General features: G+C 25.7%; 14 protein-coding genes. 2 read left to right on the top strand and 12 right to left on the bottom strand.

Annotated elements, in window-relative coordinates; translation table 11 throughout:
- Positions 1-5: 5 nt before the first annotated feature.
- The 3 genes from sirB1 to prfA form a co-directional block, all read right to left on the bottom strand.
- The gene (gene sirB1, locus BU_RS00935) at positions 6-815 is read right to left on the bottom strand and encodes an invasion regulator SirB1 (protein WP_009874130.1); all 810 of its coding nucleotides are present in this window, start codon (positions 813-815) and stop codon (positions 6-8) included.
- Between the two features lie 159 nt (positions 816-974).
- Complete coding sequence (gene prmC, locus BU_RS00930) at positions 975-1,808, bottom strand: peptide chain release factor N(5)-glutamine methyltransferase (protein WP_009874129.1); 834 nt, start codon at positions 1,806-1,808, stop codon at positions 975-977.
- Positions 1,805-2,890 carry a peptide chain release factor 1 gene (prfA, locus tag BU_RS00925; RefSeq protein ID WP_009874128.1) on the bottom strand — a complete coding sequence of 362 codons (1,086 nt, stop codon included), beginning with the start codon at positions 2,888-2,890 and terminating at the stop codon, positions 1,805-1,807. The genes prmC and prfA overlap by 4 nt, the downstream gene beginning before the upstream one ends.
- A 207-nt stretch (positions 2,891-3,097) precedes the next feature.
- Here prfA and ispE point away from each other — a divergent pair, with 207 nt between their 5' ends.
- Complete coding sequence (gene ispE / locus BU_RS00920) at positions 3,098-3,982, top strand: 4-(cytidine 5'-diphospho)-2-C-methyl-D-erythritol kinase (RefSeq protein WP_009874127.1); 885 nt, start codon at positions 3,098-3,100, stop codon at positions 3,980-3,982.
- 119 nt (positions 3,983-4,101) lie between these two features.
- Positions 4,102-5,049 carry a ribose-phosphate pyrophosphokinase gene (locus BU_RS00915; protein ID WP_009874126.1) on the top strand — a complete coding sequence of 316 codons (948 nt, stop codon included), beginning with the start codon at positions 4,102-4,104 and terminating at the stop codon, positions 5,047-5,049.
- 77 nt (positions 5,050-5,126) lie between these two features.
- Here the strand turns inward: BU_RS00915 and BU_RS00910 are convergent, their stop codons facing one another.
- From BU_RS00910 to nuoH, 9 genes are all read right to left on the bottom strand, one after another.
- Positions 5,127-5,321: a hypothetical protein gene (locus BU_RS00910; protein WP_231834386.1), complete on the bottom strand. Its 195-nt coding sequence runs from the start codon at positions 5,319-5,321 to the stop codon at positions 5,127-5,129.
- A gap of 306 nt (positions 5,322-5,627) precedes the next feature.
- Positions 5,628-6,863 carry a bifunctional tetrahydrofolate synthase/dihydrofolate synthase gene (folC, locus tag BU_RS00900; protein WP_010895983.1) on the bottom strand — a complete coding sequence of 412 codons (1,236 nt, stop codon included), beginning with the start codon at positions 6,861-6,863 and terminating at the stop codon, positions 5,628-5,630.
- A gap of 1,125 nt (positions 6,864-7,988) precedes the next feature.
- Positions 7,989-9,449, bottom strand: a complete 1,461-nt coding sequence (locus BU_RS00895) for an NADH-quinone oxidoreductase subunit N (RefSeq protein ID WP_164927326.1) — start codon at positions 9,447-9,449, stop codon at positions 7,989-7,991.
- A 6-nt stretch (positions 9,450-9,455) separates the two neighbouring features.
- Complete coding sequence (nuoM, locus tag BU_RS00890) at positions 9,456-10,973, bottom strand: NADH-quinone oxidoreductase subunit M (protein WP_010895981.1); 1,518 nt, start codon at positions 10,971-10,973, stop codon at positions 9,456-9,458.
- Positions 10,974-11,069: 96 nt separating this feature from the next.
- A complete protein-coding gene (nuoL, locus tag BU_RS00885; RefSeq protein WP_010895980.1) occupies positions 11,070-12,914 on the bottom strand; it encodes an NADH-quinone oxidoreductase subunit L in 1,845 nt (614 codons plus the stop codon).
- Positions 12,911-13,213 (bottom strand): NADH-quinone oxidoreductase subunit NuoK, encoded by a 303-nt coding sequence (nuoK, locus tag BU_RS00880; RefSeq protein WP_009874119.1) that lies wholly within the window; start codon positions 13,211-13,213, stop codon positions 12,911-12,913. Before nuoK ends, nuoL begins: the two co-directional genes overlap by 4 nt.
- Before the next feature lie 30 nt (positions 13,214-13,243).
- On the bottom strand, positions 13,244-13,756 hold the full coding sequence (gene nuoJ / locus BU_RS00875; RefSeq protein WP_009874118.1) for an NADH-quinone oxidoreductase subunit J: 513 nt from the start codon (positions 13,754-13,756) through the stop codon (positions 13,244-13,246).
- A 9-nt stretch (positions 13,757-13,765) separates the two neighbouring features.
- Positions 13,766-14,308, bottom strand: a complete 543-nt coding sequence (gene nuoI / locus BU_RS00870) for an NADH-quinone oxidoreductase subunit NuoI (RefSeq protein WP_010895979.1) — start codon at positions 14,306-14,308, stop codon at positions 13,766-13,768.
- A gap of 24 nt (positions 14,309-14,332) precedes the next feature.
- Positions 14,333-15,301 carry an NADH-quinone oxidoreductase subunit NuoH gene (nuoH, locus tag BU_RS00865; RefSeq protein WP_010895978.1) on the bottom strand — a complete coding sequence of 323 codons (969 nt, stop codon included), beginning with the start codon at positions 15,299-15,301 and terminating at the stop codon, positions 14,333-14,335.

Here is a 15,301-nt window from a genome sequence, read left to right as displayed (position 1 = left end):
AGTTTTTAATGTAAAATAGTTTTTTTTTGTTCAATAGAGTGAATTTGAATTTTAATGATTTCACTAATAGGATCTTCTGGACAATGTTCTACAAAATAAATCAAATCTGTTAAAGCAACATGATTACATTCTAATTGTGCATATATCAGTCCTCTATCACGAATTTCATAGGGATCATTTGGATCAATTTTAATTAATAAATTAGTAACATTGAGTGCTAATTCCATTTTTTTTTCTTCCATTAATGCGGCTTTTAATGTATCTAACATTTTTCGAATTACAGTAATAGATTCAGATTTATATAAATCATTTTCATATAATTCTGCTGTCGGACTAATATTACCTTTTAACCAAACTTCTAATGTATGTTGATCTAATATCTCTCCATTAAAAGGATTAATAAGCCATTTTTTTTCGTTGATCCAATCTGCTCTTAAAATAAGTTGAGTAGGAAAAACAACGGGATTTAATGGCAGTTTTAATGATTGAGCAATATGTAAAAAAATAATTCCTAGAGATACTGCAGTGCCTTTTCGTGTTTTTAGAACATTATCAATCCATAATGTATCTGAAAGCTTATAAACACCGCTGGCGCCACCAAAATTCCACTGAGTATAAAACAATTGCAGCAATTTTTCTAATTTGCGATCAGGTTCGTTTTCAGATGAAATGTAAGATTCAGCTTCTTTAATTCTATTTTTTAATTCAGTCAGGACACTATGTGAAGGAAAATCTTCTCGAATAGCCTGAGAAGCAACGATAATTGATTCAAACAGTGATAATTTAGAAAAATCAATATTAGAAAGAGAGTTCATATTATTAGTAATAGTAATATTTTTAAAATAAATAATAAAAATTTAAATGGTATAATTTTTTTATAAAAAATTTACTTTATATTAAAATATAACATTTTTTTTTGTTTTTGTTAATACAACATTTTTTGTTTTTACAAATTTTTTAAAATATATAAATTTTTATTTATCATATTTTTTCCCAATTGTTACACGATCGTTTCCTCCATAATCTTGATAAGATTCTATTTCATGAAAATTATATTTTTTAAATAAATACTGAACTTTTACTTTTTGTCGCCATCCGTGCTCTATCATTAACCAACCACCATAAAACAAGTAATGTTTCGAATTTTTTATTATATTCTCAATATCTGATAGTCCATTATTATCTGATATAAGAGCACTTAATGGCTCAAAAAAAATATCTTTTTTAAAAAATTTAATTTCTTTTTTACTAACATATGGCGGGTTACTTACAATAATATTAAATTTTTTTTTTATATTTAAGAACCAGTCACTAAAAAAGAAAGTAACATTTTTAAAATTTAATTTTGAAGCATTGATTCGAGCTATTGCAAGGGCGTTTTCTGATTTATCAATGCCGATAATATTCCAATTAGAATTGATACTAGCTAAAGCTAAAGCAATTGCTCCACATCCAGTACCTAAATCAAGAATACATGCAGAATTACTTTTAATTTTAGATAATGCTCGCTCGACTAAAATCTCTGTATCAGGTCTTGGAATAAGAGTATCATATGAAACACATAAAGACAAAGACCAAAACTCTTTTTCTTTTATTATATAAGCTATAGGTTCTCCTAAAGATCTACGATGAATTAAATGATTTAAGTATTTATATTGTTTTTCAGTTAATTGAATTTCATCAGAACTAATAATAAAACTACGTGTGTGTTTTGTAACATAACTTAATAAAAGTTCTGATTCAAATTTAGGATTATCGACGTGAGATAATTTTTGAATAGATTTTTTAATCCATTTTTTAATGTTCATGATTCTGATTTAGATAAAGAAGATAGCATATCAGCTTGATATTCCTGAATAATTGGATCAATAAGCAAATCTAATTTTCCTTGTAATACCTCGTCTAATTTATAGATAGAAAGATTAATTCTATGGTCTGTAATTCTATTTTGAGGAAAGTTATATGTTCTATTTCTATCAGATCGTTCTCCAGTACCTAATAAAATCTTTCTCATAGAAGAGCTTTCTTGACGATCTTTTTCTAATTTTGCCGCATAAACACGTGCGGATAAAATAGATAAGGCTTTCGCTTTGTTTTTATGTTGTGAACGTTCATCTTGACATTCTACTACATTGCCTGTAGGGATATGAGTGATTCTAATGGCAGAATCAGTGGTATTGACATGTTGCCCTCCAGCGCCAGAAGATCGAAAAGTATCAATTTTTAAATCAGAAGAATTAATTTCTTCTTTTTCAGTTTTAGGAGTCACAGGCATAACGGCAACTGTACAAGTTGATGTGTGAATTCTTCCCTGTGATTCTGTTTCTGGTACTCTTTGCACACGGTGGCCACCTGATTCGAATTTTAAGCGACCACATGCACCTCTTCCTGTAATTTTTGCAATTATTTCTTTAAATCCTCCTTTTTCACTTTCACTAGTATTCATTATTTCTACTTTCCATGAATAACTTTCAGCATATCGCAGATACATTCTAAATAATTCACCTGCAAAAATAGACGATTCATCCCCTCCGGTTGCAGATCGAATTTCAATGAAACAACTATGTTTATCATTAGGATCTTCAGGTAATAATAATTGGTTAATTTTTTTTTCTAACGCTTTCTTTTTTTTATTAAAAAAATATAATTCTTCTTCAGCCATACCTTGTATTTCTACGTCATTTAACAAGATATTGACATTTTCAATATCAACTTCTAGTTTTTCCCATTCAATAAAATATTTTATAATTTCTGAAAGTTTCAAATATTCTTTAGATAAAGTCTTTAAATTTTCACGATTCGAAATAACATTTTTCTGTGTAAGCATTATTTCAATTTCTTGGTAGCGATTTCGTAAAGATTTTAATTTATTTAAAATAGAATTATTCATAAAAACCTTCTATTGCTGAGTGTTTTAAAAAAATTAATTTTTAATTAATATTAAACAATGTATTATTAATGTAATCAAAAATACAAAAATACTTTTTATTTAATCTTTTTTAAAACGATAAAATGTAAATATCTATACGATAGTGATTATAACATTTTAAATGTTTCTATTGTAATTTTAATAAAAATTAATATAAAAATATTTTAAATGAACAAACGAAACCAAAAAAAAATGATTTATACATGTTTATCTCCCGCAAAAATTAATCTTTTTCTATATGTCACAGGTAGACGAAAAGATGGATATCATAATATACAAACATTGTTTCAATTTCTTGATTATGGTGATCAATTCAAAATAATTGCTAATAAAACAGGTAATATTGAATTATTCACTGAAAAAAAAATTTTTATGAATGTACAAAATAGTATTATTATTGCTGCTAAACTATTAAAAAAAACTGCACTCTTACAAGGTAAATTACAAAATTCTAGTTATGGAGCAAAAATATTTTTAAAAAAAAACATACCTATGGGTAGTGGATTAGGAGGAGGTTCTTCAAACGCTGCAACCACTTTAGTTGTTCTAAACAAATTATGGAATACACAATATACATTGAAAGAACTATCTTTATTAGGACTCAGAATAGGGGCTGACGTACCTGGTTTTGTTATGGGCAATACAGCTGTTATTGAAGGAATAGGAGATATATTATATCCTATTGTGCAAAAAGAAAAATGGTATTTAGTTGTCTATCCTTGTATTAATATTTCAACACGTTATATGTTTTCAAGTCCATTTTTAATGAGTAATACAGCTAAAAAATCACTCCAAGTATTATTAAAAACACCTTTTAAAAATGACTTCGAAAATATAGCAAAAAAACAATTTGTCCCAATAAAAAAATTAATTAGAATGTTATCTTCATATGCGCCTTCACGCATGACTGGCACAGGATCTTGTGTTTTTTCTGAATTTGATAATAAAAAATCTGCACAAAAAATTTTTTCCGTGTTACCTAAAAACGTCCAAGGGTTTATAGCAAAAAGTGTTAATATTTCACCATTGCATAAAACTCTTTATAAACGATAATATTGATTGTTAGAATAAGAAAATATTTTAATGGTAATTTATTTAATAAAATATTTTTGAATAGAAAATATTATTATCGAATACATAAAACTACTAATTCAAAATAAAAAAGGTTCTTTATGCCTGACATGAAACTTTTTTCTGGAAATTCTATTCCTAAACTAGCAAAATTTATTGCAAATCGATTATATATCAACTTAGGAAAAGCATCTGTCGGTCGATTTAGTGATGGCGAAATAAGTGTTCAAATAAATGAAAATGTAAGAGGAAGTGATGTTTTTATCATTCAATCTACCTGTTCACCAACGAATGATAATATTATGGAATTAGTTGTGATGGTAGATTCCTTAAGAAGAGCTTCTGCGGGAAGAATTACTGCAGTCATACCATATTTTGGATATGCTCGTCAAGATCGCAGAGTAAGATCGGCTCGCGTTCCTATAACCGCAAAAGTAGTAGCTGACTTTCTATCCAGCATTGGAGTAGATCGTGTATTAACAGTAGATTTGCATGCAGAACAAATACAAGGTTTTTTTGATGTACCTGTAGATAACGTATTTGGCAGTTTAATTCTTTTAGAAGATATGCTTCAAAGAGAGCTAAAGAACCCTATTGTTGTTTCTCCTGATATTGGTGGAGTTGTAAGAGCTAGAGCAATTGCTAAACTTCTTTACGATACTGATATGGCGATTATCGATAAAAGAAGACCTCGTGCTAATGTATCTCAAATTATGAATATTATTGGAGATGTAGCTAATCGTGATTGCATTTTAGTAGATGATATGATAGATACAGGCGGAACTCTTTGTAAAGCTGCTGAGGCTCTTAAAGAACGAGGTGCTAAAAGAGTTTTTGCATATGCAACACATCCTGTTTTTTCTGGAGATGCACCAAAAAACTTAAAGAATTCAGTTATTGATGAAGTAGTTGTATGTGATACTATCCCATTATCAGAAAATATTGAGTTACTACCTAATGTACGAACATTAACCTTATCAGGTATGTTAGCAGAGGCAATAAGACGAATTAGTAATGAAGAATCTATTTCTGCTATGTTTGAACATTAAACATCTGATTTAAATTGCTAAAATTCTAAGCACACTATAATTTTTTATATTGATACACATCATAATGTGCTTAGTCTCTAAATTATATCTAATAATAAAAAATAATGTTTATATTTTAAAAAAAATAATATTAGAAAAGAATGATTTATATAATAATTATAGCGATTCTGATCAAAATAACTAAAAATAAAAAGAAGAAAAAACACTAATAGTATACTACGAAATATTCCAAATAGACCTCCTAAAATAATATTGTAATAAGATATTTTCATTTTTCTTATAAGTTTTCTCATAAAAAAGTTTAAAACATGTTTTATAATAAAAAAAAAATAATCATCACTAATATTAAAATTTTATTTTTTAAAAAAACATTCTGAACTGCATTAATAAAAAACGAACTAAAGTAATCATATTTATTAAAAAAATAAAAATTAAAAAACCAAAAATAAGAAGAAACTATTTCTTGATATAAACCACGTGATAAACCAAAAAAAAATGAAATAATAATGAAAAAAATAATAATATAATCTAGTAACAACATAGATTTTTCCAAAATCATATTTTTTTGTGTGTTATATTTATATTTTTAAAGAAAGAAATTCTGAAACAGTTAAAAAAGAACCGAAAATTATAATAGCATCTTCTTTTTTTACTAATATCAAAGCTTTTTTATAAGCTATTTCAATACTTTTTAAAATAGATGTATTGTGAATAGGAAAAAATTTTTTTAATTCATGTTTGGTGGCAGTTCGAATCGTTTTCAAGGGGGCAGTGAACCAATGATGAATTTTATTTGCCAGAGGATCAATAATACCCAAAATATCTTTATCTTTTAATATGCCTACCACTGCATATATTTTTCCGGTTATATTTATTTCATCTATTTTTTGAGATAAATAAAAAGCAGCGTTAGGATTATGAGCTACGTCGACAATAATATAAGGAAAGGTAGAAATAACTTGAAATCTACCAGGCAATTGAACATTAGAAATAGATTTTCTTATAATTTTTTCTTTTATTTTAAAACGAGAATAATATAGAGTAGATAAAGCAGTAGCTGCACTCGATAATGGTACCTGAGTCTCAGGTAAATTATACAATTGTATGGTAGAATGAAAAAAATTCCAATAATTTCTTTTTTTTTCCCATGACCAATCTATATCAATTTTCTTTAGTATTGTTTTTTTTTCTTTAGCTATTTGATACATAGAACAAGGTATATCAGTTTCTCCAATAACAGAAATTTTATTTTTTCTAAAAACTCCACATTTTTCACGTGCGATGCTTATGCGATCTCTTCCTAAAATAGAAGTATGATCTATACCTATATTAGTTATTATCGATATATCAGAATCTATAATATTAGTAGCATCTAATCTTCCCCCTAAACCTACTTTTAGTATAATACAATCTAATGAATACCTTTTAAACAAAATTAATGCAGCGAGTGTAATAAATTCAAAATAAGTTAATAAAACACCATTTCGAACTAGTTCTACATTCTGAAAAGAATCAATATGTTCTTCTTCATGAAGAACAAACCCATTAATTCTAACTCTTTCTACAAAATTTATAAGATGAGGGGAAGTATATAGTCCTACTTGATAACCCGAATCTAATAACAATCTTTCTAATACTGCACAAGTAGTACCTTTTCCATTAGTTCCTGCAACAGTAAAAATAAAAGATTCCGACTTTAATAAACCGAGCTTTTTTGCAAGAAATTTTAATTCAGTAAGATTATATATTCTTTTTTTATCTAACTGCTCTAAATATTTAAGCCAGAGAGATAAAGAGTAATTTTTATTAATCATAGCACTCTTATTTTTTTGTAAAAAATAATTGAAAATCTTCTGATGAGAAATAGAACAACATGTAAAGACCTAAATATGTCTTATATATTTTATAATCTTATAAAAAATTAAATTGTATAATACGTTATGGTAAAAAATTTTTTATTTTTTTATATTTTTTTAAAAAATTAAAATATAAATATCTATATGTAAAATTATGTGTTTAAATAAAAAATTATTAATATTTTTTATTGTATAATATATTATTAATTATAAATATAACTAATACAATAATTAATATTATCAAAACAGTTATCAATATTAGAATAATAAAAAAAAAATTTTCAAAATTATTTGGAACATGATAAAAATTCATAACCCCTCGGATAATCTATGTTTTATCATGTAATTTTTTCTATATATATAAAGAAGATATATAAATCTTAGATCTAATACAAAAAAATGTCCGAAATACTATCTACTGTAAAAATCATCTTAGTCAGATCTATTGCAATCAAAGATACAAATAAAAGAGGGATGATAAAAATTTTTTATTATTTGCATCTTTACTTATTCTAAAAAATCAGATATTAGAAATATTCTAATACTGTTTTTTATGAACTAGTTTTATTAGAAAAAATAAATTTCTAAGCCTATTAATAAAAAAAATTACACGAGCATAATAATTAATAACACTTAAAAAATATCTGACAATAAAAAACTATTATTCAGAATAATGTGAAAACTTCGCATACTAATATAGTAGTATTTTTTGAAAATTTATCAGTATTTTAGAGATTAAAAAATAACACACTGCATTAAAATATTATCTATTAAAAATAAGCTTTCTAACACATACCTAGTAAAAAAATAATATAATTTTTTTAATTAGTAATTTCATACATTTTATTTTTAATAACTAGACAGAAAAATATCAAAAAAATAGCACAAATATAAAAATTATAATAAAAAAAAATTTTAAAAATTATTTTTTATTTTTTTGTATATACAATAGTCTATCATAAATATGATTAGATCGAAAAAAATACTTCAAAAGTAATAGCATATAAAAAATCGGCCACTAAAAATACCTTTTTTATTAGTAAAAATTTTTTTAGTATTATAAATATATTTTCAAAAATAATATTATATAGTACATTTAATTAAGCCAATTAATGGATTAGGATATATACCTAAAGCTAACAGTATTATTCCTGAAATACATATTACTATACCAGAAGGAGTATAAACCCAATTCAGAGGTATATTTAAATCTCTTTTAAATAATTTCGATGGGTGTAAATATAAATTTAAAATTATTCTTAAATAACAGTATAAACCTAATAGACTTCCAATTAGAAAAGCAAAACCTATTAACCATAAATGTTCTATCATAACAATTGATAATATATAAAATTTTCCAATAAACCCTAAAGTCATTGGAATACCTGCAGATGAAATCAAAACTAAAGTCAATACACTAGATAAAAGTGGATGAGACCAAAACAACCCTCGATATGAATTTATTGAACTAGCATTATTATTTATATGTGAAGTTGAAATTAAATTTACAATACCAAGACACGCTATATTACTAAATAAATAACCACATAAATATATCGCACTAGCTTCTAAAGAAAATGAATAATTCTTATGTGATACAAGCAATACTATCAACAAATATCCTATTTGAGATATAGATGTATATCCTAAAAATCTTTTGATGTCTTTTTGAAAAAGAGCCATCAAATTACCAACTAATATAGATAAAATAATTATCAACGATAATATAAAATATATTACTTTGTTGTCTGAATTAGAAAAATATGATAAAAAATTTAATAGTACGCTAAAAACAGAAATTTTCCCGGCAGTGCTAAAAAAAGATAATACTGATGTTGGAGAGCCTTGATAAATATCAGGAGTCCATAAATGAAATGGTACAATTGACAGCTTAAAAAATAAGGATAAAAGTATCATGCTTATTCCAAACAGCACTACTAATATTTCTTTTTCAGATGCAAAATTAAAACTCTTATGTATAGATAAAAAATCAAGACCTCCAGAAATCGAATAAACCCATGCAATACCAAATAATAAAAAACTAGAAGAAACGCCAGATAAAATAATATATTTTAATGAAGACTCTAAAGAGTATTTTTGATATCTTGAATAAGCAATTAAACCAAACATAGGTAAAGATATTAGTTCAATATTAATAAAAAATGACGCCATATGATGAGATATAGTTAATGATATTGCACCTAAAGTTGAAATAATTACTAATAAATAAAACTCCTCTTTGTTAAACGGATATTTTAATAACCACGGATATGAAAAAATACACGTACAGATGCTAGAAATTAAAATCATTCCGATATATAAAATAGCATTACTATTAAAATGAAATAATATACTTACGTTTATAGGAATAATTTCAATTAAAAAATATAGTGAACATAGGGCGAATATAAGACCTAATATACTGAATACAGCAACAAAAAAATGATTTCGATTATAAGAAATAGATAATATGACTGTGATAACAGTTAACATTATAATCAACAAAGGCAGCAATGCTGTTAATTGTTGTAAATTTATTATCATTACTAATTAAGACCTTATCTTTAGAATGGAATTATTAAATTCTTTTTGAATATTGTGTATAGAATTATATGAAACATCTATAATTTTCTGTGGATTTAAACCTAAAAAGACTAATGTAAAGACTAACGCTATTATTGTCCATACTTCTTGTTTATTTATGAAAAAAACTTTAATATTTTGTTTGCATGGGCCATAAAAAATTTTTTGAATAACATTCAGAGAATAAATAGAAGAAAATACAATACCTATCGTCGCTAATATAGATACTAAGGGAAAAACTTCAAATACTCCTGATAAAATTAAAAACTCACCAATAAAATTTCCAGTTCCAGGAACTCCTAAATTTGCCAAAGAAAAAAATAAAGAAAAACCTGGAATCCAATAAATACAAGACCATAAACCCCCCATTTTACTCATATCTTGAGTTTTAAAACGTTTATAAATTTGACCAGATAAAATACACAAAGCAGCAACAGTTAAACTATTTGATAACATTTGAATAACTACTCCTTGAAGAGCCCTTTCGTTATTACTATAAATCCCTATTAAAATTAAACCCATATGAGAAACAGAAGAATAAGCAATTAATCGTTTAATATTCGTTTGAGAAAAAGCAATCCAAGCTCCATAAAATATACTAATAATACCCCAAAAAACTGCAATTAAAGAAAAACTTTTCGTAGAATCGGGAAATAAAACTAAATTATATCGTAAAAGAGCATAAGGAGCTGTTTTTAATAACACACCAATTATTTCTACTGAACCGCAAGAAAGAGATCGAGAATGTATATCAGGTAACCATCCATGAAACGGAACAATAGGCATCTTTATTGCGAATGATAAGAAAAAACCTATCATAACTATATATTCTACATATATATTAATCGGTTTATTAATTAATAAATTATAATTAAAAGTTAATATATTAGTGCTATAATAGTGACTAAAAACTAATAACAAAATAGAAGATAGCAATATTAAACCAGAAGTTTGACTATATAAAAAAAACTTATTAGCAGCTAGAAAATTTTTCTTTTTTTCAGTTTTATCACTCCATAATGCAATTAAAAAATACATAGGTATTAACATAATTTCCCAAAAACAAAAAAATAAAAAAAGATCACAAGAAATAAAAACACCAATAATACCAGTGAAAACAAGCATAAAATTAAAATAAAAAAATCCTTCATTTTTTTTAATTTCATTCCATGAACATATAATAGCTATTATAGATAAAAAAGAAGAAAAAATAAGCATTATAATAGATAAACCATCAAGTGCAATGTTGAATTCAATACCAAATCTTGAGATCCAAGGGACGATTAATTGACAATTCCAATTAGGGTAATGTCTTATCTGAAAAATATGATAATTTTCTTGAAAAAATATTTGTATTACAACTAATAATGTTGCAATTATTCCTGATAGTGCAATCCAGCGAGGAAAATTATTGTGCAATCTAGGAGAAAAAAAAGAAAAAAAACTACTCAAAAATGGGATGATAATTAATAAAGAAAGTAACATTGCACGTATATTCCTATTATTCACTATGACTATTTAATCAACAGAATTATTTTATATTTTTAAAACAATAATAATATATTAATAAACACACTGTTTTTAATTAAAATAAAAAAATAACATTAATAAAAAAATAAAATTAATACCTAATATCATTGAAGCTACGTACCATCTCACATAACCATTGCTAGTTTTTAATAAGTAAAAGTTAAATATCTGCGTGACTTTTAAAAAATAATTGATAATTTTATTAAGTGGATCAGCCGATAATCTCTTAGATATATATAAATAAAAATATACAAAAGATATTTTATAAAACCAATTAAAACCCCATCCTTTTAAAAAAAAATAATATAAATATCTCATGAATTTAAACTGAAAAATTTTATCTAGAACATATAAATTTTTAATCCAAATATAGTAAGATAAATATATTCCTGATAAAGATAATATACTGCATATTATTTCAAATGCGAACTTGTGATCTATTGGGGTATAAGACAAAGGAAATACATCTGATAATGGAGGTGATATGTACGAACCAAATACAGTAGACAATAATAAAAGCACAAATAATGGAATGTTATGTTGTAAATTCGTAGATGAGTCTGCTGTATGAATATTTTTACCATGAAAAATAACAAAAATCATTCTGAATGTATAAATAGCAGTTAAAAAAGAACAAAATAAACCGATTATAAAAAAATCAATACACCCGCTTTTTAAAACACTAAATAAAATATTACCCTTGCTATAGAATCCGGCTGTAATTAAAGGAAAAGACACTAAGGATGCCCCACCAACTATAAAGCTAATATATAAAAAAGGAAGTTGTTTACGTAAACCACCCATTTTAAATATATTTTTTTCATTTTTACATGATTTAATCAATGAACCTGCAGATAAAAATAGTAATGCTTTAAAAATGGCATGCATAATCAAATGTGTAATTGCCGCACTCCACGCTTTAACTCCTAAAGCTAAAAACATATATCCTATTTGACTCATTGTAGAATAGGCTAAAATGCGTTTTATATCCTTTTGTACTAAGGCAGAAATACTGGAAACTAATATTGTCAATGTACCGATTAATCCTACTAAATATAATATTCCAGGAGTTAGTAAAAATAAAAAATGTGTTCTTGCTATTAAATATACACCTGCTGTTACCATAGTAGCTGCATGTATCAAAGCTGAAACAGGAGTCGGTCCAACCATAGCATCAGATAACCAAGTTTGTAAAGGTAACTGAGCTGACTTTCCAATCACTCCTAATAATAAAAAAAGTGTAATATAATCTAAATAATAAAAATTTTCTACATTTAAAAAACTTGATAAGAATTTAATTTCTTGGAAATTAAAACTATTAAATTCTCTATATATTAAAAACATTCCAATCATTAAGAAGACATCAGAAACTCGAGTTAAAATAAAGGCTTTAAAAGCACAAAGGTTATTTTTTAATTCAGTATAATAAAACCCAATCAGCAAATAAGAACAAACACTGACACCTTCCCATCCTAAATACATAAATAGAAAATTATCAGCAAGCACTAAAACCGACATACTGGCTATAAATAAATTAGTATATGCAAAAAAACGTGACTGGCCTTCTTTGTATCTCATATACCAAGAAGAAAAAATATGTATTAATAATCCAACACCTGTAATTACAAATAACATACTTAAAGACAGTCCATCTAAAAAAAAACCAAAATCAATCTTAAACTCATTAATAGATAACCATTTCCACAGTATCTGAGTAAAAACTTGATTATTATTTTTAAGAATACTAACACCATAAAAACAAGTTATAAAAAATGATATAAATATAGAAAATATACCTATATTTAAAGTATATCGTTTGAAAATAAAATCTTGTATAGTAGATAAAAATAAAAACCCGATTAGTGGAAATAAAATTATGAAAAAAATAATACTCATCCATTCATCTCACTTAAAATATCAATATTTAATGTTTTCTTTCGCCTATAAAGTTGTAATAATAATGCTAAAGCTATACTGGCTTCTGATGCGGCTAAAGTTATGACGAATATATACATTATTTGACCATCTGCTTGATGCCAGTAACTACCAACTACTATTAACGCTAATCCAACAGCATTCATCATTATTTCTAAACTAATTAATATAAATAATATATTACGTCTGACAATTAAAGATGTTAAACCTAAAATAAATAATATTAATGATAAAAATAACCCGTGAAATAAAGAAATCATGAATTATTGCCCTTAATAAAGATCAATTAATTACAAAACTTTATTTTTATCTACATTTTTTTCGGTTCCAATATGAAAAATAACGACTAAAGCAGATAATAAAAGAATGGAAGACAGTTCAACTAAAAATACATAAGGACCAAATAAATTTATACCTACTATTTTTGAATCAATTAAAAATCCATCTATTTTTTTATCTCTTAAAAAAAATATTGCATAAGTCATAGATAAAAGTAATATTAATGATAAAATACTTGGTCCGATCCAAAACCTAGGTTTTAAATAGTGTGCTTCTTCTAAATTATATTTATCACTTATATTAAGCATCATGATAACAAAAACAAATAATACTATAATAGCTCCTGCGTAAATAATTACTTCTAAAGAACCAGCAAAAAATGCTCCTAATGAAAAAAAAACACCAGCTATTGATAAAAGAGAAATTATTAAATACACTAAGGAATACACTGCATTTTTTTGAATAATTACAAAAAAAGTAGAAACGACTGCTGCAAATGAACACACATAAAAAACAAATTCCATAAAATCTCCTTATGGCAATAAATCTTTTACATCAATAGGTCTAGCTTGAATCTCTAAATCACCTGTTTTTTTACCTTTGAGAGTTACACCGGAAAAGTTATAAAAATCATAATTTGGATATTTACCTGGACCTGAAATTAATAAATCTTTTTTTTCATACACCAAATCTTGTCTTTTGAAATCAGATAGTTCAAAATCAGGCATTAATTGTATTGCAGCTGTGGGGCAAGCCTCCTCACATAAACCACAAAATATGCAACGAGAAAAATTAATTCTAAAAAATTTCGGATACCAACGACCATCAGTTTTTTCAGATTTTTGTAAAGAAATACAATCAACAGGACAAACTACAGCACATAAATTACATGCAACACAACGTTCTTGTCCATCTATATTACGAGTCAATATGATACGACCTCGATAACGAGGGGCAAGATATACTTTTTCTTCTGGATATAATTTAGTTTCAGGTTTAGAAAAAATATTTGCACCAATCATAAAAATACTTCTGATTTGTGTAAAAAATCCAATAATAATATTTTTTAATGTCATAAATAAAAAAATCTCTTAAAAAATTTATACCAAAATTAAAAAAGCAGTCAAAAATAAATTAAACAATGTTAATGGTAAACAAAATTTCCATCCAAATAATAATACTTGATCATATCGTGGTCTTGGCAAAGCTGCTCGGATTAAAATAAAAAGAAAAATAAAAAAAATAATTTTTAAAATAAACCAAATACAACTGGGAATCCAAGGACCTAACCAACCACCAAAAAAAAGTGTAACTATTAATGATGAAACGGTAATAATAGAAATATATTCGCCAATAAAAAATAAACCAAACTTCATCCCAGAATATTCAATATGATAACCATCAGCTAATTCTTGTTCAGATTCAGGTTGATCAAAAGGATGTCTATGACAAACTGCTAAACCGGCTATGAGAAAAGTTAAAAAACCAAAAAACTGTGGAAAAACATTCCAGATATATTTTTGACTATTGACAATATCAGATATTTTAAAAGATCCTGACTGAGCGACTACACCCATTAATGATAAACCTAAAAATACTTCATAACTTAATGTTTGCACACATGCACGCATAGCTCCTAATAATGCATACTTATTATTACTTGACCAACCTGCAAATAATATTGCATAAACAGATAAACTGGCCATCATCAAGAAAAATAAAATCCCTATATTTAAATCAATAATAACAAAATGAGATGTAAAAGGAATAATAGGAATAACACACAGTAAAGAGGTAAAAGCTATTACTGGTGATAAAACAAAAATAAATTTTCTGCTAAAAGGAGGAATCCAATCTTCTTTAAATAAAATTTTAATCATATCAGCGCATAATTGTAAACTCCCCATCCAACCAACTCGATTAGGGCCATATCTATTTTGAAATACGGCTAATAGTCTTCGTTCAACTATACTCAACATAGCACTAGAGAATACTATTAATAATAAAATAAAAATAACTTTAAAAAAACAAAAAGTTATTTTAATCATGTTCTCTTCTAACCAAATCAT

Source organism: Buchnera aphidicola str. APS (Acyrthosiphon pisum) (assembly GCF_000009605.1).
Lineage (GTDB): Bacteria > Pseudomonadota > Gammaproteobacteria > Enterobacterales > Enterobacteriaceae > Buchnera > Buchnera aphidicola_I.
This window is presented reverse-complemented; position numbering and strand designations above follow the sequence as displayed.

What these genes read in the sequence shown, in the direction of transcription:
- sirB1 (WP_009874130.1), bottom strand. Translation starts at nt 815, where the DNA reads ATGAACTCTCTTTCTAATATTGATTTTTCTAAATTATCACTGTTTGAA.
- prmC (WP_009874129.1), bottom strand. Translation starts at nt 1,808, where the DNA reads ATGAACATTAAAAAATGGATTAAAAAATCTATTCAAAAATTATCTCAC.
- prfA (WP_009874128.1), bottom strand. Translation starts at nt 2,890, where the DNA reads ATGAATAATTCTATTTTAAATAAATTAAAATCTTTACGAAATCGCTAC.
- ispE (WP_009874127.1), top strand. Translation starts at nt 3,098, where the DNA reads ATGAACAAACGAAACCAAAAAAAAATGATTTATACATGTTTATCTCCC.
- BU_RS00915 (WP_009874126.1), top strand. Translation starts at nt 4,102, where the DNA reads ATGCCTGACATGAAACTTTTTTCTGGAAATTCTATTCCTAAACTAGCA.
- BU_RS00910 (WP_231834386.1), bottom strand. Translation starts at nt 5,321, where the DNA reads ATGAAAATATCTTATTACAATATTATTTTAGGAGGTCTATTTGGAATA.
- folC (WP_010895983.1), bottom strand. Translation starts at nt 6,863, where the DNA reads ATGATTAATAAAAATTACTCTTTATCTCTCTGGCTTAAATATTTAGAG.
- BU_RS00895 (WP_164927326.1), bottom strand. Translation starts at nt 9,449, where the DNA reads ATGATAATAAATTTACAACAATTAACAGCATTGCTGCCTTTGTTGATT.
- nuoM (WP_010895981.1), bottom strand. Translation starts at nt 10,973, where the DNA reads ATGTTACTTTCTTTATTAATTATCATCCCATTTTTGAGTAGTTTTTTT.
- nuoL (WP_010895980.1), bottom strand. Translation starts at nt 12,914, where the DNA reads ATGAGTATTATTTTTTTCATAATTTTATTTCCACTAATCGGGTTTTTA.
- nuoK (WP_009874119.1), bottom strand. Translation starts at nt 13,213, where the DNA reads ATGATTTCTTTATTTCACGGGTTATTTTTATCATTAATATTATTTATT.
- nuoJ (WP_009874118.1), bottom strand. Translation starts at nt 13,756, where the DNA reads ATGGAATTTGTTTTTTATGTGTGTTCATTTGCAGCAGTCGTTTCTACT.
- nuoI (WP_010895979.1), bottom strand. Translation starts at nt 14,308, where the DNA reads ATGACATTAAAAAATATTATTATTGGATTTTTTACACAAATCAGAAGT.
- nuoH (WP_010895978.1), bottom strand. Translation starts at nt 15,301, where the DNA reads ATGATTTGGTTAGAAGAGAACATGATTAAAATAACTTTTTGTTTTTTT.